20 protein-coding genes are annotated in these 19,700 nt (G+C 68.6%); 14 read left to right on the forward strand and 6 right to left on the reverse strand.

Going from position 1 to position 19,700, the window contains the following annotated elements; translation table 11 throughout:
• Positions 1 to 47 precede the first annotated feature (47 nt).
• Complete coding sequence (locus KBX08_RS00730; protein WP_210780553.1) at positions 48 to 1,400, forward strand: FAD-binding protein; 1,353 nt, start codon at positions 48 to 50, stop codon at positions 1,398 to 1,400.
• Between the two features lie 113 nt (positions 1,401 to 1,513).
• On the opposite strand, the gene KBX08_RS00735 is transcribed toward KBX08_RS00730, so the two are convergent.
• Positions 1,514 to 2,011: an LURP-one-related/scramblase family protein gene (locus tag KBX08_RS00735; RefSeq protein ID WP_210780554.1), complete on the reverse strand. Its 498-nt coding sequence runs from the start codon at positions 2,009 to 2,011 to the stop codon at positions 1,514 to 1,516.
• A 206-nt stretch (positions 2,012 to 2,217) separates the two neighbouring features.
• Here KBX08_RS00735 and KBX08_RS00740 point away from each other — a divergent pair, with 206 nt between their 5' ends.
• Positions 2,218 to 3,717, forward strand: a complete 1,500-nt coding sequence (locus KBX08_RS00740; protein WP_210780555.1) for a serine/threonine-protein kinase — start codon at positions 2,218 to 2,220, stop codon at positions 3,715 to 3,717.
• A 96-nt stretch (positions 3,718 to 3,813) separates the two neighbouring features.
• Here KBX08_RS00740 and KBX08_RS00745 read toward each other — a convergent pair whose 3' ends face one another.
• The 3 genes from KBX08_RS00745 to KBX08_RS00755 form a co-directional block, all read right to left on the reverse strand.
• A complete protein-coding gene (locus KBX08_RS00745) occupies positions 3,814 to 4,311 on the reverse strand; it encodes a hypothetical protein (protein WP_210780556.1) in 498 nt (165 codons plus the stop codon).
• Positions 4,311 to 4,829 (reverse strand): SigE family RNA polymerase sigma factor, encoded by a 519-nt coding sequence (locus tag KBX08_RS00750; protein ID WP_210780557.1) that lies wholly within the window; start codon positions 4,827 to 4,829, stop codon positions 4,311 to 4,313. The genes KBX08_RS00745 and KBX08_RS00750 overlap by 1 nt, the downstream gene beginning before the upstream one ends.
• A gap of 122 nt (positions 4,830 to 4,951) precedes the next feature.
• Positions 4,952 to 5,413 carry a hypothetical protein gene (locus KBX08_RS00755; protein WP_210780558.1) on the reverse strand — a complete coding sequence of 154 codons (462 nt, stop codon included), beginning with the start codon at positions 5,411 to 5,413 and terminating at the stop codon, positions 4,952 to 4,954.
• Positions 5,414 to 5,697: 284 nt separating this feature from the next.
• Here KBX08_RS00755 and KBX08_RS00760 point away from each other — a divergent pair, with 284 nt between their 5' ends.
• The 8 genes from KBX08_RS00760 (at position 5,698) to KBX08_RS00795 (ending at position 12,970) form a co-directional block, all read left to right on the forward strand.
• Positions 5,698 to 6,060, forward strand: coding sequence for a DUF6357 family protein (locus KBX08_RS00760; protein WP_210780559.1), 363 nt, complete (start codon positions 5,698 to 5,700; stop codon positions 6,058 to 6,060).
• 287 nt (positions 6,061 to 6,347) lie between these two features.
• Positions 6,348 to 7,595 carry a S1 family peptidase gene (locus KBX08_RS00765; RefSeq protein ID WP_210780560.1) on the forward strand — a complete coding sequence of 416 codons (1,248 nt, stop codon included), beginning with the start codon at positions 6,348 to 6,350 and terminating at the stop codon, positions 7,593 to 7,595.
• Between the two features lie 28 nt (positions 7,596 to 7,623).
• A complete protein-coding gene (locus KBX08_RS00770; protein WP_210780561.1) occupies positions 7,624 to 8,184 on the forward strand; it encodes a hypothetical protein in 561 nt (186 codons plus the stop codon).
• Positions 8,185 to 8,538: 354 nt separating this feature from the next.
• Positions 8,539 to 8,742, forward strand: a complete 204-nt coding sequence (locus KBX08_RS00775; protein ID WP_013283833.1) for a cold-shock protein — start codon at positions 8,539 to 8,541, stop codon at positions 8,740 to 8,742.
• A gap of 384 nt (positions 8,743 to 9,126) precedes the next feature.
• Positions 9,127 to 9,915, forward strand: a complete 789-nt coding sequence (locus tag KBX08_RS00780) for a hypothetical protein (protein ID WP_210780562.1) — start codon at positions 9,127 to 9,129, stop codon at positions 9,913 to 9,915.
• A gap of 405 nt (positions 9,916 to 10,320) precedes the next feature.
• Complete coding sequence (locus KBX08_RS00785) at positions 10,321 to 11,157, forward strand: CPBP family intramembrane glutamic endopeptidase (protein ID WP_210780563.1); 837 nt, start codon at positions 10,321 to 10,323, stop codon at positions 11,155 to 11,157.
• Entirely contained in the window at positions 11,154 to 12,314 is a 1,161-nt protein-coding gene (locus tag KBX08_RS00790) for a sensor histidine kinase (RefSeq protein WP_210780564.1), read from the forward strand. The genes KBX08_RS00785 and KBX08_RS00790 overlap by 4 nt, the downstream gene beginning before the upstream one ends.
• Positions 12,311 to 12,970, forward strand: a complete 660-nt coding sequence (locus tag KBX08_RS00795; RefSeq protein WP_210780565.1) for a response regulator transcription factor — start codon at positions 12,311 to 12,313, stop codon at positions 12,968 to 12,970. The genes KBX08_RS00790 and KBX08_RS00795 overlap by 4 nt, the downstream gene beginning before the upstream one ends.
• Before the next feature lie 32 nt (positions 12,971 to 13,002).
• Here the strand turns inward: KBX08_RS00795 and KBX08_RS00800 are convergent, their stop codons facing one another.
• Complete coding sequence (locus KBX08_RS00800; RefSeq protein WP_210780566.1) at positions 13,003 to 13,740, reverse strand: TetR/AcrR family transcriptional regulator; 738 nt, start codon at positions 13,738 to 13,740, stop codon at positions 13,003 to 13,005.
• 157 nt (positions 13,741 to 13,897) lie between these two features.
• On the opposite strand from KBX08_RS00800, the gene KBX08_RS00805 reads away from it, so the two are divergent.
• The gene (locus KBX08_RS00805; protein ID WP_238688402.1) at positions 13,898 to 14,647 is read left to right on the forward strand and encodes an SDR family NAD(P)-dependent oxidoreductase; all 750 of its coding nucleotides are present in this window, start codon (positions 13,898 to 13,900) and stop codon (positions 14,645 to 14,647) included.
• Positions 14,648 to 14,783: 136 nt separating this feature from the next.
• Positions 14,784 to 15,827, forward strand: a complete 1,044-nt coding sequence (locus KBX08_RS00810; RefSeq protein WP_210780708.1) for an NAD(P)-dependent alcohol dehydrogenase — start codon at positions 14,784 to 14,786, stop codon at positions 15,825 to 15,827.
• 244 nt (positions 15,828 to 16,071) lie between these two features.
• Here KBX08_RS00810 and KBX08_RS00815 read toward each other — a convergent pair whose 3' ends face one another.
• Positions 16,072 to 17,136, reverse strand: a complete 1,065-nt coding sequence (locus KBX08_RS00815; protein WP_307850419.1) for a serine protease — start codon at positions 17,134 to 17,136, stop codon at positions 16,072 to 16,074.
• A gap of 364 nt (positions 17,137 to 17,500) precedes the next feature.
• Here KBX08_RS00815 and KBX08_RS00820 point away from each other — a divergent pair, with 364 nt between their 5' ends.
• Together KBX08_RS00820 and KBX08_RS00825 are read left to right on the forward strand one after the other, a co-directional pair.
• Positions 17,501 to 18,562 carry a hypothetical protein gene (locus KBX08_RS00820; protein ID WP_210780569.1) on the forward strand — a complete coding sequence of 354 codons (1,062 nt, stop codon included), beginning with the start codon at positions 17,501 to 17,503 and terminating at the stop codon, positions 18,560 to 18,562.
• 280 nt (positions 18,563 to 18,842) lie between these two features.
• The gene (locus tag KBX08_RS00825) at positions 18,843 to 19,562 is read left to right on the forward strand and encodes a VOC family protein (RefSeq protein ID WP_210780570.1); all 720 of its coding nucleotides are present in this window, start codon (positions 18,843 to 18,845) and stop codon (positions 19,560 to 19,562) included.
• Positions 19,563 to 19,700 lie beyond the last annotated feature (138 nt).

Genomic DNA, 19,700 nt, shown 5'->3' on the forward strand with positions numbered 1-19,700 from the left:
GGAATCGGACCTTACCGGGTGTACCGATTTCCGTCAGGCTCAGACGTATGCCCACAACGACCAGTCCCCGCTTCGACGGCCGCCTCCTCAACCCGGGTGACCCGGGTTACGACGCGGCCCGCACCGTCTGGAACGCCATGATCGACCGTCGCCCGCAGATGATCGTGCAGGCCGCGAGCGTCGCCGACGTGGTGGCCGCGGTGCGCCTGGCCCGCGAACTCGACCTGGAGATCGGGGTGCGCTGCGGCGGGCACAACGTGGCCGGCCTCGCCGTTCCCGCGAACGGCCTGATGATCGACCTGACCCCGTTGAACGGCGTTCGGGTCGACCCGATCCCGCGACGCGCCCAGGTCCAGGGTGGCGCGATGCTCGGCGCACTCGACCGGGCGTCGCAGCCGTACGGCCTCGCCACGACCGCCGGCAACGTCTCGCACACCGGGGTCGGCGGCCTGACCCTCGGCGGCGGCATGGGCTGGCTCGCCCGACAACACGGGTTGTCCTGCGACAACGTCGTCTCCTACACGATGGTCACCGCGGACGGGGAGGTGGTGACCGCGAGCCGAACCGAGAACCCCGACCTCTACTGGGGCCTGCGTGGCGGGGGCGGCAACTTCGGCATCGTCACCGACTTCGACTTCCAACTGCACCACACCGGAACGCGGACCCTGGTCGCCGAGTTCGACTTCCGCGCCGAGGACGCCGTACCGGTGCTCGAAGGTTGGCGGGACCTCAACGCCGTCGCGCCGCGGCAGGCGACCTTCACCGCCGACGTCCACGGCACGGGCAGGGGTCCTCTCGCCACCGTCGGTTTCGTCTGGGTCGGCGACCCGGCACAGGGTCACCGGTTGCTGCCGGCGCTGCGCGCGCTCGGCCGCCCGGTCGCCGAACGGGTCACCACCCCCTCATATCTGGAGCTTCAGCAACGCGACGACACCGTTGGCGGCCACGCCTACCGCCGGTACTCCAGTGCGCACTACCTGCGGCAGTTCCCCACAGCGGCGATCGAGGCGTTCCTGCTGCGCGGCGCGTCGGACCTGCACACCGGCGCCCACCTGGCCAACGTCGGTCTGCAGGCGCACGGCGGCGCCATCGCCGACGTCGCGGACGCCGACGCCGCGTTCAGCCACCGCGGCACCATGTTCGAGTTCGGCGCCGGCTCCCGTTGGGCCGAGCCATCCGAAGACGACATCCGGATGGCAGCGGCCCGCGGTGCCGCAGCCGCGCTCGACCCGTATGCCGACGGCGTCTACGTCAACTCGCTCGCCGCCGACGAGGGACAACGCGGGGTACGCCGCGCATACCCGGCCGCCAAGCTCGCCAGGCTCACCGCACTCAAGACGATCTGGGACCCGCACAACGTGTTCCACCTCAACCACAACATCCGGCCCCACAGCCATTAGCGCAGCCGGCTGCTCCTGCCCAGCCTGGTTGCGGGCTGTTCTCGGCCCAGGAACGCGTCAGACCGTCCCGGCCACCAGCCCGACCCCGAGCAATGCGGCTGCCGCCCACGGGGTCAGTCGTCGTCGCCCTTCTTCTTGTCGCGGTTCATGGCCAGGTCGAGCGCGAGGACGCTGCCGATGATGAGCAGCGGGTCGACGCCGGCGGTGACCTGCACGGCGTAGGTGTCCCGGATCGTCAGCCACCGCTTGGAGACCGAGGCCACCTCGGTGCCGCCGCGCTCGATCACGTACTCGTGGTCGAGCAGGTCACCCTTCATCTCCAGGTCGTCGGGCCCCGGCACGTCGATGGTGAACTTGTCGCGGAACGGCGTGAGCAGCTTCTTGCGGACCTCCGCGGCCTTCTCGCCGCCGATCCGGATCTCGTACGTGGGACGCAGCGCCACCAGGTGCCGGTGCAGCGTCGCGACCTCGTGGCCGGAGGCGTCCTCGATGACGACCTTGTTGCGGACGCTGAGCACCTTGCCGTCGACGTGGAAGACCTTGGTGCCGTGCTCGTCGAGCACGTCGAAGTCGTCGCCGATCGAGAAGAACCGCTCCTTGATGACAAACATGATTCGATTCTCCCCCACCCCACACGGAAGTGCTGGCCGAGCACGGCCGACCCTTACCGCCGCTCTCAGCTGCTGCCGTTGCAGTACCAACCCGGTCGACCGGGCGAGGGCTGGTGACGCGGGTAGGGCCGAAGGGACGGCCGCTGACCAGCGTCGGATTGGACCGACATGCCGCTGGGAGTCCACTCTGGCAAGCTGTCCCAGTGATGGTCGGTGATCTGTTGGACGACAGGTATCAGGTCGAGAGCCCTCTCGGCACTGGTGGCATGTCGGCCGTCTGGCGGGCGTGGGACCGCGTCCTCGAACGCGCGGTCGCCGTCAAGGTCCTGGCCGGCGCGCAAGCTACCGCCCGAGGCGCACGACAACGCATCCAGGCGGAGGCCAGGGCCGCTGCCGGCCTCTGGCACCCGCACGTGACGAGTGTGTACGACTACGGCGAGCACACCGACGCCGCCGGCCGCCAGGTCTCGTACGTGGTGATGGAACTGCTGCCCGGCCAGACCCTGTCCCAGCGACTTGCCGCCGGTCCGCTGCCACCGGCCGCCGCGATGCGGACGTGCGCGCAGGTCGCCGAGGCGCTCGCCGCCGCGCACGAACGTAAGCTGGTGCACCGCGACATCAAGCCGTCCAACGTAATGCTGACACCGGCCGGTGTGAAGGTGGTCGATTTCGGTATCGCCACCACTGTCGGTCGGCCGGAGCTGGAGGCGGACGGACGACTGTTGGGCACCGCGGCCTACCTCGCGCCCGAACGGCTCGCCGCTGGCACTGTCCTGCCCGCCTCCGACGTCTACGCGCTCGGACTGTTGCTGTACCGAACGCTGACCAACGAACTGCCCTGGTCGGCGGAGACCCCCACGCAGATGTTGACCGCTCACGTGTACGTCGATCCGGCACCGTTGCCTGATATCGAGGGAGTGTCACCGGAGGTTCACCGCCTCCTCGACCGTTGCCTCGCCAGGGATCCCGCCGATCGACCGGACGCCGCAGAGGTGGCCACGGCCCTGCACGGTTTGGCCGATGACGCCGAGCGGCGGGCGAAACAGGCGGCGCAGCCGGCACCCGTCCCGCCGGTGTCGGCGCCCACCCCCGCCGGTCCCTCTCCCGGTCGGCGCCGCCGCATCCCCAACGCCGTCCTGATCCCCGTTCTCGTGGTGACGGCAGGGACCATTTCGCTCCTGCTCCCCCAGTTCATACCCGCCGATGGCAGATCGGGCGGGGTCGCCACCCGTGACGGTGCCACCCCGCCCGACGCCGCCTTCGACGTGTCTGCCACTGCGGCACCTGCTCCCCGGCAGACGTCCGCGGAGCCCGCACCAGTCTCACGACCAAGCCGCACGGGGACCGCTCCGGCTGGGCCGGCTGAACCGGTCGCCAGAGCCGGTTCCACGGCCGGCCCCGGCGCTACAACGTCACCCAGCGCCGAACGGCCGACCGGGCCCTCCAGTGCCGCGCCGGCGCCGACCTCCCCCAAGCCTGCTACACCCATTCGGGCACTCGGTGGTGTGGTGACTGTGCTCTGCACCGGCGATCAGGCTCGCGTTGTCGACGTCGCTCCTGCCCCCGGCTACCGCCTCAAGGACTACAACGCCGGGCCCGTCAAGGAGATCCAGGTGGTGTTGCTGTCCGCGGGCAACAGGAGCGAGATCAAGGCGCGGTGCGACGACGGCACGCCACTGCCGAAGATAAGGGAGACCCGTCAGTGAGCGGACGACTCCCGCTCTGAGGTTCATGAAGGCCCACCGGGTTGGCGTGTTCGCTTCCGACGGCTGTCCTCAGCCGAGGATTTCCCAGGCAGGCGGTCAGGAAGTACAGAACGACGCCGGCTCGGTCAGGCCGAGGTCCTTGCACTCCCATCCGGTGCCCTGGTCCTGAAATCGCCAGCCCGTGCCGGCCGTGTAGTGGAACAGGTAGATGACGCCACTGGCGTCCGGGCGCTGCACGTCGGCCGCCGCCCACGTCTCGACGCACTCCACTCCCCTGGAAGCGAAAGACCAGCCCGCCGGCAGCTCGACCAGGGTCCCGAGGGCCTGCGTCGACGGACAGGTGGGATTCTGACGTCCGTCACTGGTGGGGGTGGATGCGGGTGCCGTCGGAGGGTCGGGCCGGTGGCGGGTGGCGAGGGCGACCGTACCGCCGATGGCGAACACCACCGCCGCGGCCGCGGCGCCGGTGGTGAGCGCCGTGCGCCGTTGTGACTGCCGCGATTTGCGTAGGGCGCGCTCGTACATGTCGGCGGTGCCGCCGTGCTCGCTCAGATCGGACAGGGCCTGACGCAGGGGCCCGAGGTTGTCGGTCATCAGGCCTCCTCCATCACGGCCGAGAGCAGTTCGGGCGCTATCTCCCGCATGCGGGCCAGCGCCTTGCTGGTCTGACTCTTGATCGTGCCCACCGAGCATTGCAGCAGATCCCCGGTCTCGGCCTCGCTGCGGTCCTCGAAGAACCGCGCCACCAGCACGGCCCGTTGCCGCTGGGTGAGTTGGGCGAGAGCCTGGTGCAGGGCAAGCTTGAGATCGGTACGGCGAGCATGGTCGCTGCCGGGCTGGACCACGTCGGCCAGTTCGCCGGGCAGGGACTCGGCTACCTTGCGGCGCCGCCACCAACTCACGTGCTGGTGGTACATGGCTGTGCGGGTGTACGCCTCGAAGTGCCCGGGATCATTGAGCCGGCGCCGGCCCCGATGCGTGCGGGCCAGCGCATCCTGCACCAGGTCCTCGGCGAGGTGCCGGTCGCCGGTCAGCAGGAACGCCGTCCGCAGCAACGCCGGGGAGCGGGTCCGCACGAACTCACAGAAAAGATCGTCTATGGAGTCCGCCATGCCGTGCTCGTCCCCCCACCGACCCCAAAGTCCTTCAGGCAGCGGCGGCGTCGATGCGGCCCGTTGGCTGTGGCGCACACCATAGCTGGTGTGCGTCACAGCAACCGACCGCGGTCAACCCGTCAGGAGATGCAGAACGGCGCCGGCTCGGTGAGGCCGAGGTCCTTGCAGTCATATCCGCTGCCGTCGCCGTAGTACTTCCAGCCCGTGCCGGTCACGAAGTGGAACAGGTAGGCGCCGTCACCGGCCTTCGGGCCCTGCGGGTCAGCTCCCGCCCAGTCCTTGACGCACTCGACACCGCCGAACGTCCAGCCCTTCGGAAGCTCGACAAGGCTCTCGAGAGTCTTCGCCGAAGGGCACGTGGCATTCGTGGCCGCGCTGTTCACCGGCTTGGTCGTCGTCGTCACCGGATCCGAGATGCAGAACGGCGCCGGCTCGCTGAGGCCGAGATCCTTGCAGTCCCACCCGCTGCCCTGGTCGTAGTACTTCCAGCCCGTACCGGTCACGTAGCGGAACAGGTAGACACCGTCGCCGGCGGTCGGGCCCTGCGGATCGGCCGCCGCCCAGTCCTTGAAGCACTTCACTGTCGTGAGAGACGAGCCCTTCGGCAGTTCGACCAGCGTCTGGAGGGTCGTCGCCGAGGGACAGTCGGCCGCCGTGGCAGCCGCAGCGGCCGACGCACCGGGGGTGCCAGTGGCCGCAGCGGCCGACGTCGGAGCAGATGCGGTTGGGCCAGGCCCAGAAGCCGGCGAGGAGCTACAGGCAGACAGTCCAAGAAGGACGGTGGCAACGGGCAGCAGCAGAAGAGGACGTGCAGACATTTCCGGGCCCCTATGGATCGTGGCGATCATCGCTTACATCCGGGTACATGCGATCCACCGCCCGCAGGTTGCCGCCAACCAGAAAGATTCTCCAATCTTCCGGCGACCCGCGCCCAACGCCACCTGGCTCACCGTCCTCCGGGCGTCGCCGGCCATCCCTTCGCGGCGTCGCTGACAGCCCACCCACCAGCGACGACAAGGACAACGAGCAGGAGTGGGTCCCTGGCGGCCCGAAAGACGCGCTCGGCGCGCTCCTGGAGTTCAGCGATCATCATCGTGCTGACGACAACGCGTCGTTCTGCATCACCGATCGCGACAAGGGACTGATCCTCTGGCTCGACCACGGGATCGTCGCACGGGTCAGTGGGGGGCAGGATCCGACGACGTTCTCTTCGATTGCCGCTTGGTAGAAGAAGCGGGCGAGGCTCGCGACGAGCTGCTGAGCCTGATCCAGGCCCTCGGGCTCGAGCGCGGCGAACCCGACAGTGCGCTGACAATGGTCTGGGACTTCGCCTGCACACATCCCGAAGAGCCGCCGGGCGGCCGACCGGAGCCAGGTGTCCAGCCCTGTCCAGCCGTGTCCAGCCGCGTCCAACATCCCACTCGCGGCCCCCTCCCGATTGCGAGGATTGCCGTCCGGTCCGGGCCGTCCGGCTCCTGACCTGGCCGACCAGTCCCCTCGTGATGGGAGCGGTGAATGTCAGAACGTGTCGTCAGCCACCCGCGTAAGAAGAGGCCAAGCCGCAGGTCCCTGCTCGCGATGGCGCTCGCCGTCGTGGCGTCGGTGGCCTTCGTCCCGACGGCGGCAGCGGCCGGGCCGGTAGACCGACCGGCCCAACCCGGGGGCGCGGCGGATCCGGTCCGCACCGATGGCCGGGCAGCCCTGGCTTTCGGCGGCGGCGTCGCCAGGGACCGGGCCGGCGGGGCGGCGGACATGGCCGAGGCGATCGCCGCACAGCGGGGTATCAGCCGCGATGCCGCCGAGAGGCTGATCAGCGCCGAGAACGCCAACGTGCGACTCGCCAACCAGCTGACCACCGAGCTGGGTGCCAGCTCGGGCGGCGCGTACCTGTCCAACGGCGACCTCGTCGTCGCGGTCACCGACGCCGCGGCTGCCGCGAAGGTGACCACCGCTGGCGCGAAGGCGCGCGTCGTCGCTCGTGGCGAACGGCAACTCCAGTCCATCCAGCGGACGCTGGAGGCCGCGGCGAGTGAGCCGAACACGACCTGGGGGGTGGACCCGGCGACCAACCAGGTGGTGGTGAGCCTGCCGGCGTCGGGGGCGAAGAACGCCGTGCAACGCTCGGTGGCGCGCAAGTTCGGCGCGGCGGTGCGGTTCGAGACCAGCGCCGGCCAGATCCAGCCGAACGTCGGGATCTCCAGTGGGGACTCGTTGGGCGGCTGCTCGGTCGGGTTCACCGCCACCGACTACACCTTCAACTACATCATCACGGCCGGCCACTGCACTCAGGGCTACCCGCACTGGACACTGCCCAACGGGCAGGACGTCGGGCCGTCGCTGGAGAGCAACTATCCGGAGAACGACTACGGCCTCATCTGGATGAACGGTTCGTCGGTCTGGGCGACCGGCGTCATCAACCTGTGGAACAACACAAGCCGCAGCATCCACGGTTGGGCGACGGCAGTGAGTGGGCTGTCGGTCTGCAACTCGGGCAGGACCACCGGATTCAGGTGCGGCTCCGTGCTCAAGACCAACGTGACGGTCAACGGCGCCGGCGGCACCGTACGCCAGATGGTCGAGACCAACATCTGCACCCTCGGCGGCGACAGTGGTGGGCCGCTTTTCGCCACCAACACCGCGTACGGGCTGAACTCGCACGCCAACCGGAAGGGCAGCCAGTGCAACTCCACGCCGCGCACCTGGCATCAGCCGGTGGGAGAGGCGATCAACGCGTACCAGGTCGTCATCTACGGCGCGCCGTGACGAGCGGCGACGAGCGAAGGAGACAACGATGAGAACCGCATTCACCAGAGCCGTACGCCTCACCGCCGCGGCTGTCATGGCGACGGCGGTGGCCCTGACCGTGGCCGTCGGCCCCGCTCAGGCGGACCTCTGGCAGCACACCGACGGGTTCGAGGGGAACCCGGCAGCGGTGTGGGAGTTCCATCGCTCCGGGGCCGGAAGCGGAGCTTTCGAACTGGGCACGGGGACGGCCCGGTCTGGTTCGAACAACGCCATTCTCACAACCTCGACCGGTGGCTGGTCCGGGGTGGGCAAGCTGCTCACAGTGGGGCCGCGTACCGCCGGGCACTCCACCACCTGCGGCGGCGGGTTCTTCGTCCGGGCGGTCAGCGGGCCGGCGGTGCTCAACGTCGAGGTGATCGATCCGGCGAGCTGGACCTACCTCGCGCTGCGCACCGTCCGGATCACCGACACCGTCTGGCGGCGGCATGACGTGGCCAGCTACGCGAACGGTCCCAACAAGGTGTTCGTCCGGGTCTCCCTGCTCGGTGGCAGCGGTGCCGTGCGGGTGGACGACTTTGCCTTCCAGTGCACCTTCTTCCGCGCCTGACCAGGTCGACCACAGCGGGGCCGGCGCTCTTGGCACCGGCCCCGCACTGCCGGCCCGCCCGGTCGTCGTGGCAGCGACGGCCGGTCGACGTTCGCTTCACTGTTGTGGCCAGGGCGGCATCGTTGAAGCGGACAGGTGACCAGGTCCGCCCACCCAAACGGGACGGACGACGGATCATCTGCTACGGTAGCCGTGTTGCAGTTTTGATTTCCGTAGACGTTTTCCAGCGCCTGATGGGTCATCTGAGCCCACCCAGGCGCTTCTTCGTTTTTCGTGTCGTTTCGACGCGGGTGATCAACGCGGCGGCGTAAGGGTCCGCACAGTGCGGTCTCCAACAGCCTGCGAGGAGCAGACATGACTACAGGTACCGTGAAGTGGTTCAACGCCGACAAGGGCTTCGGCTTCATCAGCCCGGACGACGGCGGCGCCGACGTCTTCGCCCACTTCTCCGCGATCTCGGCGAGCGGCTTCCGCAGCCTCGACGAGAACCAGAAGGTGGAGTTCGACATCACCCAGGGCCAGAAGGGCCCGCAGGCGGAGAACATCCGCCCGCTCTGATCCACAGTTTGCGAACGGCGGCCCGACTGATTCAGCGGGCCGCCGTTCGGCGTTTCATGCGCCCACCACAGCATTGCAAATCGTCTGATCGGCAGGGGCCCGGCCAGCTCGGTGGACCTACCTTTACGGCCGCCTCCCAGCGTTGATCTTGCCGTCTGACTGGTTGTCGGATCCCGCCGCGCAGGCTTGGCCCTGCCGAGTGGTGCTCGTCGGGTGACGGTGGTTCGTCGGCCATCCCCAAGCTGCCCGGGGTCCAGGGGGCGGGCAGCCTGGTTACCGGAGTCGGATCCGGTCTGGAGCGGGAGGTATACCCGCCGGAGGCAATCACACTCATCAGGCGAACGCAGGGCGAATCGGCTGGCGCAGGCAGAGCAGAATAAACGCATGGGAGAAGCGCAAGATCGAGCGGTTGCTATCGTCCAACGTGCCGCTGGAAACACCGTGGCACCTGCGGTTGCAGCTCTTCTAACAGTCGCAGCAGCTGTGCTCCAGAGACCAGAGCTCGGCGTCGCAGCCGTTCCCGCCAGCGCGCTTGCGGGCTCCATGGTGGAGGAATCGGTGTCGCTGGTCTACCGTCTCTGGGCCGCGGAGGGTGTACAGCAGTTTACCGACGCCGTTGAATCGGAGAGCGGGTCAACTGTGGATGACCTCGCTGCGGGAGAGCAATCTGATCGGAAGACACGGCAGTTGCTGGGCGAGGCCGTCGGAGCGTCGACCGCCACAGCCGACGAGTGGAAGATCAGAGTGCTTGCTCGAGCTTTCATTCTGGGAGCCAAGGATGGATCCAGAGCTGATGAGATGCGGATTCTGATTTCACTCTTGGAGGATTTCGAAGGAGTTGATGCGCGATGCTTGTCGGTGGCAACGACGGAAGCTGAGCAGTTCCGAGTAAAAGACATAGCCAATCGAGACATAGGCATTGCTCACGTTGTGCAAATCCTTGTTCAGAAGTTGGTGAAAATGAATTTCGTCGAAGCGGTTGAACGTAGCCAGCAACACCTTTCCGGCGAGGAAGAGGATGAGTTGCACAACGCGCAAAACACAGTTGGCGTGCCTGAACCGCGGTTCCCGACGAACTACCGCCTTACGGACTTGGGACAGACCGTCGCTCACCTCCTTGGTCGGATTGGGGCGCTCCCTGGTCGACACTCTGCCGACAGCCGCGACTCGTGAAAGTGACCTGAAACCGGACCGCCCGGCCCCTCAGGTGCTGGCTCAGGCGTGTCTGGCAGAGACTGCTGCGGGAGCCAAGCTCCACGTTGGTCGTGATGGTGTCCAGTTTGGTGAGCAGCTCCGGCCGAACGTCGATGTGCAGCCGGACGGACAGCTCCTTCGAGAACGCCCTGCTGCACTGAGACCGGCGGCGTGGCGATCACCGTCCCGGACGCACCGCGGGTTTCGCGCGTACGTCGCCCGATCGCCCAGGTCAGTCGCCGCCATCCGGCGCGGAATGTAGCTCTTGTCCCCCGTGCGAGCTACCCGCAAGTGTCCACCGTGCGGTGACGATTGCAGCGGCGGAAAACCATAGGTTTCTTCGTGTCCGCTGGCGCTCCGGCCACGGTCTACGAAGGAGTCGCCATGCGATTCGTCAAACAGTTCCTAGCGGTCGCCGTCGCCGCCCTCGTCGGCTGGCAGTGCGTCGCCGCCGTCGAGGGCAACTTCTTCCTCACTCTGGTGATGGGCGCGTTGACGGCAGTGCTGGGCGTGGTCGTCTACCGGTGGGTCGTGCGGCGCACCGAGCGCCGTGAGCCGACCGAGCTCGGCCTGGACGGCCGGGGCGGGAAGCTGGGCCGTGGGACGCTCATCGGCTTCGCCATGTTCGCGGCCGTCATCGCCACCATCGCATTCCTCGACGGTTACCGCGTCGAGGGCTGGGGTTCGCCGACGGGAGCGCTGGGTCTGCTCGGGTTCATGGCGGCCGCCGCCGTCACCGAGGAGCTGCTGTTCCGGGGGGTGCTGTTCCGCATTGTCGAGGAGCGGACGGGCACCTGGATCGCTCTCGCCCTGACCGGCGTGGTGTTCGGCGCGATCCACCTGGCGAACCCGGACGCCACCCTGTGGGGGGCGACCGCCATCGCCATCGAGGCCGGGTTCATGCTGGCCGCCTGCTACGCCGCCACCCGGAACCTGTGGGTCCCGATCGGCCTGCACTTCGGCTGGAACTTCGCCGCCGGCGGCATCTTCAGCGTCGTGGTCTCGGGCAACGGCGAGTCGAAGGGGCTGCTCGAGGCGTCGACGTCGGGGCCGGTCGCGCTGAGCGGTGGCGACTTCGGGCCGGAGGGCAGCCTGTACGCGGTGCTGGCCGGCGTGGTGCTGACCGTGGTGTTCCTGTGGCTGGCCAAGCGCCGCGGGCACATCATCGCGCGCCGCCACCGCTCGGCGCAGGCCCCGGCAACCGCTACAGTCACCCGGTGATCAGGCTCCGGAGGCTCCCGGATCTGTGGCAGCAGTGGCCGATCACGGTCCGGGATCTCCCGATCGCCGTAGCCCTCGCCCTCGCGACGGTGGTCCCGGCCCTGGATCGGCAGGGTACGCAGCTCGGCGACCTCCCGGACCGCCCGTACGACGCGCTGACCATCGGTGTCGTCGCCCTGGAGTGCCTGCCGCTGGCCGTGCGGCGTCGGTGGCCGGCCGCCTGCCTCATGCTGGTGTCGCTCGGCTTCGCGATCGACCAGCTCCGCGGCTACCACACCATCGCGGGTACGGGACTGGCCATCGCGCTCATCAGCGCCGGCGCCCACCTGGAACGGCGCCGCTGGGCCGTCGCGGGTCTCGCCTCGGCGGCGTACGTGCCCCTGGCGGTCTCCCTCGACCGGCTCGGATCGGGTGAGGGCATCGCGGGGTTCACCACCTTCTACCTGCTGCTGGCGCTCGCGTGGGGCATCGGGGCGTGGCTGCGCCAGAACCGGGTCACCGAGGCGGAACGCCGCCGCCATGTCGAGGAGACCACCCGTACTGCGGAGCGCACGCGCATCGCCGGGGAGCTGCACGACGTCGTCACCCACCACGTGACGGCGATGGTCGTGCAGGCCGAGGCGGCGCGCTACCTGATGGACGCCCCGGACAAGCTGGACCAGACGCTGACTGCGATCACCGGGACCGGCCGCCGGGCCGTCGGCGACCTGCGGCAGCTGCTCGACCTGCTCAACCCGGATCACAACAGCACAGGCGATCCGCGTACGCCCTTCGTCGGCGACCTGGATGCCCTCATCGCCCATTCCCGGCAGGCCGGACAGCCGGTCGAGTTCGTCCGGGAGGGCACGCCGTCGGTGGCCATCAATGGCGCCGAGGTGGTGGCGTACCGGGTGGTGCAGGAGGCGCTGACGAACGCGCTGAAGTACGCGCACGGCAGCCGGACCAGGGTTCGCGTTCACCACGGGGAAGGAGAGACGACCGTGGAGATCAGCACCGACGGCTCCGGGGGTGACAGCGCGTCCCCGGGCGGCAGCGGGCGCGGCCTCGCCGGGCTCCGCGAGCGGGTCACCGTCCTCGGTGGTGACTTCAGCGCGGGTGCGCGGGCCGGCGGCGGCTTCCTCGTGCGGGCCCGGATCCCGGCTGGGAACCCGTCGTGACCGCGCCGGTCCGGGTGCTCGTCTGCGACGATCAGGAGCTGATCCGCGCCGGATTCGCGACGATCATCGACGCCCAGCCCGATATGGAGATCGTCGGCGAGTGCGGCGACGGACGCGCGGCAGTCGACCTGGCCCTTCGGCTCCGGCCGGACGTGGTGGTGATGGACATCCGGATGCCGGTGCTCGACGGCATCGAGGCGACCCGCCTGCTGGCCGGTGCCCGGGTCCCCGTGCCGGTGAAGGTCCTCGTGGTGACGACGTTCAACCTCGACGAGTACGTCTACGAGGCGCTGCGCGCGGGTGCCAGCGGCTTCCTGCTCAAGGACGCCCCACCGGCGCAGCTGCTCCACGGCATCCGCACGGTGGCGACGGGCGCCGCGCTGCTGGCCCCGGAGGTGACCCGGCAGCTGGTGGGCAGGTACGCGGCCCGCATCCGCCCGGCCGAGGGTGGCCCGCACGGCGGCGCGCTGACCCCGCGCGAGCTGGAGGTGCTCCGGCTCATGGCGGAGGGCCTCTCCAACAGCGAGATCGCCGCGGCCCTGGTGATCAGCCAGGAGACGGTCAAGACGTACGTGTCCCGCATCCTCACCAAGCTCGACCTGCGCGACCGGGTGCAGGCCGTGGTGTACGCGTACCGCCGGGGCCTGGTGACCTGAGCGGACCCGCTACTTCTTCGCGATCATGGCTACTAGGTCCGGCGGTTGCAGTCGCGCGCCTTGTTCGCGGAGTCTGTTGCCAGGACTTCTCGGCGGCCCTGCGCGTCTTCTGCAGCAGACGCGGTAACGACCTCACGGTCCCGGTGGTGAACGTCGGTGCCATATCGCGCAACCATGGTTCGGACGGCTTCTTCCACAACCGCGGTCGTGCGGGTAGGGGTCACCGTCCAGTCCGGGAGCAGAAGGCTCGGCCAGAACAGGTAGTTCGAGATCATCCCGAGGAACTGCGTAGCGGCCATCTCCGGGTCAGCGATGTCGGCGGCTCCCGCGTCGCGCTCGGCCAGGAGGTAGATCCGGACGGACTCGAAGTACGGCAGTTTTCCCTGTGAGAAATGCGCCTTGGCCAGTTCAGGAAAGCGTGGCAGTTCGGCGATGACGATGCGGAACAGGGCGGTCATCTCCGGCTGGCTCAACAGCGTCGCGTAGCGCCTTCCCAGAACCGTCAGGCCGGCCGTCAGGTCACCGGCGGGCGGCACGTCTTCGACGTCGTTCTCGGCCCACGAGTCGATGACGATGGCATCGAACAACGCTGCCTTTGTCGGAAACTGCTTGAACAGCGTTGCTTTCGACACGCCAGCACTGTCGGCAACACGCGCCAGTGATGCCCGGTCGTAGCCCACCTCGAGGAAAAGCTCGGTGGCGGCCCGCACGATGAGCGCGCGCTTCTCCTCCGCCACGCGCTGGTGATAGGCCGACGGCGCTGGGGTCATGCGGCCATCATAGCGAGGTGAGTGGGTTGACTCACCACTCGCAGGAGAGGTAGCTTCGACGTGGTGAGTCGGTCGACTCGCCACCCGGTTTCGGGTTGTCATCCCTCGCACGCACCCGGAGGATCTTTTGTCCCGCTTCGCCAATCAGACCGTTCTCGTGACCGGCGGCACCGGTGGGCAGGGGGCCAGCCACGTTCGCGCCCTGCACGCCGAAGGCGCCAACGTCGTCATCGGTGGCATCAATGCCGAGCGTGGTGCTGGCCTCGCCGCAGAGTTGGGAGATGGGGCGCGTTTCGTCTGCCTCGACGTGTCCCAGGAGGAGTCGTGGGCCGCCGCCGTCGCGGAGACCGAGAAGGTCTTCGGCGCGCTCACGATCCTGGTCAACAACGCCGGGGTGCAGAACCCACCGGCCCTCATCGAGTCCACCCACCGGGCTACGTGGGCTCGCATCCTCGACATCAATCTCACCGGCACTTTCCTCGGCATCAAGGCAGCCGCCCCGGCGCTACGGCGCGCGGGAGGAGGAACGATCATCAACATCGCCTCCACAATGGGCATCGGCGGTACGGCCTTCTACGCGCCCTATGTCGCCAGCAAGTGGGCGGTTCGGGGGCTCACTCAGACCGCTGCCCTCGAGTTGGGCCGCGACAACATCCGCGTCAATGCAATTCACCCCGGCGTTGTCGCCACTCCGTTCATCACCGAGCCGGCGGCCGGCAGCGACACCCCGATCGCCGACTTCTACTCGCCCGAGCCGTTCGCCGTCCCGCGACTCGGGCAGCCCGCCGACATCACTGCGCTGCTGTTGTTCCTCACATCGCCGCACGCGGCCTTCATCACCGGCGCCGAGTATGTCATCGACGGAGGGCTGCTCCTCGGCCCCGCACTGCAGAAGGAAACCGCCTGAACCACGCAGACCAGCATGGTGAGCGCGGACAGATGACCCCTGCTGTAGAAAAAGCCTGACGCCCAGGCCGACGATCGCATCCAGCACGCGTGTGGTGAGGTGCAGGCAGGTCAGCATCACGTCACCGGAGGACATCATCTTCACCGTCAACGCCATCGCCGCGCCTTCTGCCACCGAACCGCTCGTGCGTACCACGATCGAACGGCGGGACCTGGGCCCGCACGATGTTCTCATCGAAATCCGCTACGCCGGCATCTGCCACTCTGACATCCACACCGTGCGCGGCGACTGGGGCAGTGTTCCCTACCCGCTCACCGTTGGCCACGAAATCGTCGGCCGGATCACCGAGGTCGGCCCCGACGTCACCCGCCACGCGGTCGGCGACCGTGCTGGTGTTGGCTGCATGGTCAACTCGTGTCGCGAGTGCGAGAACTGCCGCACCGGAAACGAGCAGTACTGCCTCAAGGGCAACACCCAGACGTACGCGGGCGTCGACCGGGACGGCACCGTGACCCAGGGCGGGTACTCGACCCACGTCGTCGTGAACGAGGACTTCGTGCTGCGGGTGCCGGAAAGCATCCCGTACGAGGCGGCCGCGCCGATGCTGTGCGCGGGCATCACCACGTACTCTCCGTTGGCGCACTGGAACGCCGGTCCAGGCAAGAAGGTCGCCGTGGTGGGCCTGGGTGGTCTGGGCCACATGGCTGTCAAGATCGCCGCGGCGATGGGCGCCGAGGTGACGGTGTTGTCACAGACGCTGGGCAAGAAGGACGACGCCCTGCGCTTCGGCGCCGAGCACTACCACGCCACCAAGGACCCGGTGACGTTCGAGGCGCTCAAGAACAGCTTCGACCTGATCATCAACACGGTCAGCGCACCGATCGACATGGCCAGCTACCTCGGCCTGCTGCGTCTGGACGGCACGCTTGTCAGCGTGGGTGCCCCGCCGGAGCCGCTGCCGGTGCCCGTCTTCGCGTTGTTCGGCAATCGACGTTCGTTCGCCGGCTCCAGCATCGGCAGCATCGCCGAGACGCAGGAGATGCTGGACTTCTGCGCCGAGCGCGGCATCGCTCCCGAGGTCGAAGTCATCGGCGCCGAGGCAGTCAACGACGCGTACGAGCGGGTCCTCGCCTCGGACGTGCGGTACCGGTTCGTCATCGACATCGACACCCTGCGCTGATCTTCTGTGTCGCGCGCCAGGGTCCGCCGAACGGCGGGCCCTGGCGCACAGCCGGGGCGACCGGTGGCCGGCGGTGGTCCACGTTCGACGTCATCGACGCGCGGCGTCGTCCGGCGACGCCTGCCCAGCACTGTCTGCACGTCGGCGACGATGTTCACCGGCACCCCCAGCGGTCGCCGAGGTCGAGTGGCGAGGACGCCGATGGGCCGCCAAGGCGCAGAGCGCGCATCGGCGGCCCACCGTCTCAGCCGTTGTCGATCAGGCTGGCGATCTCGTTGTAGATCAGGTGCGCCTTCGCGCCCTGGTTCGACGGACAACCGCCGAGGTGGTGCAGGGCGATCACCCGGTGGCTGGCGTTCAGCACTGGTGAACCCGAGTTGCCGCCGGAGGTGTCACAGCTGTAACTGATGTTCCAGGTGTTGTAGTTCGCGTTCCGGACGGCGCAGGTCGCGCCGTTCTGGGTGTCCTCGTAGATCGACAGCCGCTTCGCGGTGCCGTCACCGTGCCCGGGGACATAGATCCGGGTGCCGGTGCTGGTGGCGGTGGTTGCCAGGTACAGCGTGCCGAACCCCTGGATGGCGGCGAAGTTGTTGACCGAGAACAGGGCGTAATCCAGCTGGTTGGAGCCGCCGCTGCTCACCCTGTAGAGGGTGGCACCGCTGACCTTGGTGCCGGCGCCGGGATTCGCGCCGCCACAGGTGGCGCACTGGTAGTTGAACTGCATCTCGCTGCCGCTCACGGCGGACTGCGTCGAGAAGCAGTGCTTGTTCGTCAGCATCCGGTTGGTGTTGCCGACCCGCCAGGTGGTGCACAGTCCACCGCCGCTGATCAGCAGCCGCGCCACCGCCCTGCCACGGGCGTACTCGGTGGGGTGGCTGTTCTGGTAGCAGACCACGTCCCGGCGGGCGTCGGTGCTGCACACGGACTGGGTGGAGAAGTTGTGCGCGGCGATTTCCGTGCGGTCGTATCCGCGCCAGAACCGGTCAATGGTGGCGGCGCTGACACGTGAGGGGCGGCTGCTGTGCAGTGTCACCACGGCGGTGTCGCCCTCCACCGACATCGCCCAGAAACCCGGCTGTCCGTCGGTGGTGTAGTCCGAACCGGTCGCCCGGTTCAGGTGGCGGTCGTACCGGTAGCTCTCCTTGCCGTCGCGGCTCGAGACGGTGACGTAGTCGCCTTGGGCCAGTCGCAGTGAACTGAAGTGCACCTTGACGTAGGTGGCACCGGGGTGCTGGATGATCTGTGTCCCGCCGTTGGGGGCGTAGGACAGCGAGCTGTTGACGGTGCGGAGTTCACCGATCGTGGTCACACCCTCTGCCGAGAACTGGTTCGATTCCGGTGCTCGCTCGGATTGTGGCGCGAGAGGGGCAACCGAGTACGCCTCGGCGGCGGGTACCGACAGTAGGCTCAGCCCAAGTGAGCAGGCAGCGAGCGCGACCGCCCCCGTTCGTAGGCGGCGCAGTGCATGTTTCATCTGTCGCTCCTTCTCAGGAATCAGCACCGAGACGTGCCTTCGGCCTTCATACCTGAGTTCACGCTAGACATGTAATCCCATCTATGTCATAGCTGCCTGCCGCGCCGCTTCGTCCGCCTCATGTCCGGATCACGGCCCGGACTGGGCGTACCGCACGTTCTCCGGCGACCCGGGCACCGTCGCCGCGATCGGGCAGGCCATGGCGCTGTCCCGGCAGGCGGTCACCAAGGGCCTCTACATCGGTCCGTACGCCGACCGGTCGGTGCGGGCGCTCGGGCTGGAACCGCCGCCCATGATGTGGATCTTCGAGTGGGACATCCCGACCGGCGACTCCGCGGCGCTGGACAGCATCTACGCGGTCACCGGCGGCCGCGTCGACGAGGCGATCGAGGAGGGCACGCAGGCCGTCGTGCTGGCCCGGCGCATGCGCGACCTGGTCGCCGCGACCGAACCGGCGACCTGGCGGGACGCCGAACTGCGCGGGCGTGACTGGCGGCTGGCCGCGGCGGCGTACCACGACGCGCGCGACGCGCACCGGCAGCGCTACGGCGCCGACGTGGACCTGCCCGCGTACAACTTCACCGCCGCCGACCTCGGGGCGCGGCGCGCCGACCGGGACCCGGCGATGGCCTGGGCGGCCCGGGCGTTGCTCGGGTCGATCCTGCTGGTGGTGCTGCTCGGCCTGTACGGGCGCGGGTTCGGCTCAGCCGCCGCGCGCGGGTTGCTGCTCGGCGCGCTCCGGCCGTGGCGGGTCGCCGCGCTGCCGACGCCCGTGACGCGGGCGGACCGGGTGTTGGTGTGGTTGATCCCGGCCGTGGTGCTGGTGGCGAGCCGGCTCGTGTTGACCTGGTTCGCCGCGCCGGCGCACCTGCTGGTCACCCTCGGTGGGTGGGCGCTGTTCACAGTCGTCGTACGCCTCGTCGTCGGTCGGCGGGATCCGTTCCACCTGTGGGCCGTGGTCGGTGGCGTCGCGCTGCTGCGCAGCGTGCTGCTGCTGGCGGTACTCGCCGGGCGCGGACCGGGCGGTTACTGGTTCGCCTTCTGGACTGCGCCGAGTCTGCGCGCGGCGTACGTCACCGTCGCGTTCGCGGCGTTCTGCTGGCTGTTCGTTGCCGTCGCCGTAATCCTGCGGGACCGGTACGGCCTGCGCCGCCGAAGCGCCGTTCGGGCTGACCCTCACCGCCGCGGGTGTGCCCCTCGGCGTGCTGTCCGCCCCGGTCTCGGTAGTGGGCCTGGAACGCGCGCTGACGGTGTGGAATGACCAGCTCGCGCTGCTGCCCTGGGCCTGTCCCGCATCCTCGGCATCACCGTCCACCTCGGTATCCCCGCCCAACTTCCCGCCTACACCGCCGCCGGCAATCCGCCTGATCGCCCGACCCCCCACCAACGACTTGGCGGGACAGCTGGCAGGCAGGAAGGCACCGTCGATAGCTCGGCCGGGCGGCGTTGGGCTTCTGAGTCATCAGCCGATCGGACAGCCAAAGGCGATGATCGGCTATTTCTATGTGCGACGGACACCCTGCGACGCCTAGGAAGGAGGCATGACCAACGAGGTGACCGTTCCCCTGCTGCCGTGCGCATCCATTGACGACATCGAGGCCTTCTACGGAGTTCTCGGTTTCCGCACCACGTACAAGCAACGCAAGCCCTACTCGTGTGTGGGGGTGCAGCGCGAAGACCTGCGTCTGCAGTTCTTCGAGATCGCCGGATTCGACCCGGAGCAGTCCTATGGCTCCTGCCTGGTACTCACCGCGGACGTCGAGGGACTCCATCGGGCATTCGCGGCCGGCATGCGCGCCGCGTACGGCAAGGTACTGGTGTCCGGAACGCCGCGGATGACCCGGCCCAGGGCGCGGAAGAACGCCGACGGGTTGGGCGGGTTCAGCGTCATCGACCCGGGCGGCAACTGGATCCGCGTCTTTCGGGACGCCGCCACCGCGCCCATGCCGGCCGCCACGCCTGCCGGGCGGCTGGCCAAGGCCCTAGCGAATGCTGTCGTGCAGGCGGACTCCAGGGGAAGCGTCGGACAGGCCGTTCGGATCCTCGACAGCGCGTTGGCCCGCCCGCAAGCCGACGACGACCCGGTCGAGCAGGTCGAGGTCCTGGTCTACCGCGCCGAACTCGCGATGGTGCTGCACGATCCAAAGACCGCGGCCGAGATGCTGGCCCGCGCCCAGTCCGTCACGCTCACGGAAGACGAATCCGAAAGGGCGGCACCCGCGTTCGACAACGCCGCCGAACTCACAACAGCACTGCGGTGACTCACCAGACGAGCGCCTCCCGCACCGCCCGGGAGGCATACCGACAGCAGCAGGACGGCCCGGAGCGGTACGTCGATGGCGCCGACTCTCTTCAAATGAGCGCCTGAGGCCCAGACGTGAGTCGGGCGCCAACCGCGC

Source organism: Micromonospora sp. H61 (genome assembly GCF_018070325.1).
GTDB classification, from domain to species: domain Bacteria; phylum Actinomycetota; class Actinomycetes; order Mycobacteriales; family Micromonosporaceae; genus Micromonospora; species Micromonospora salmantinae.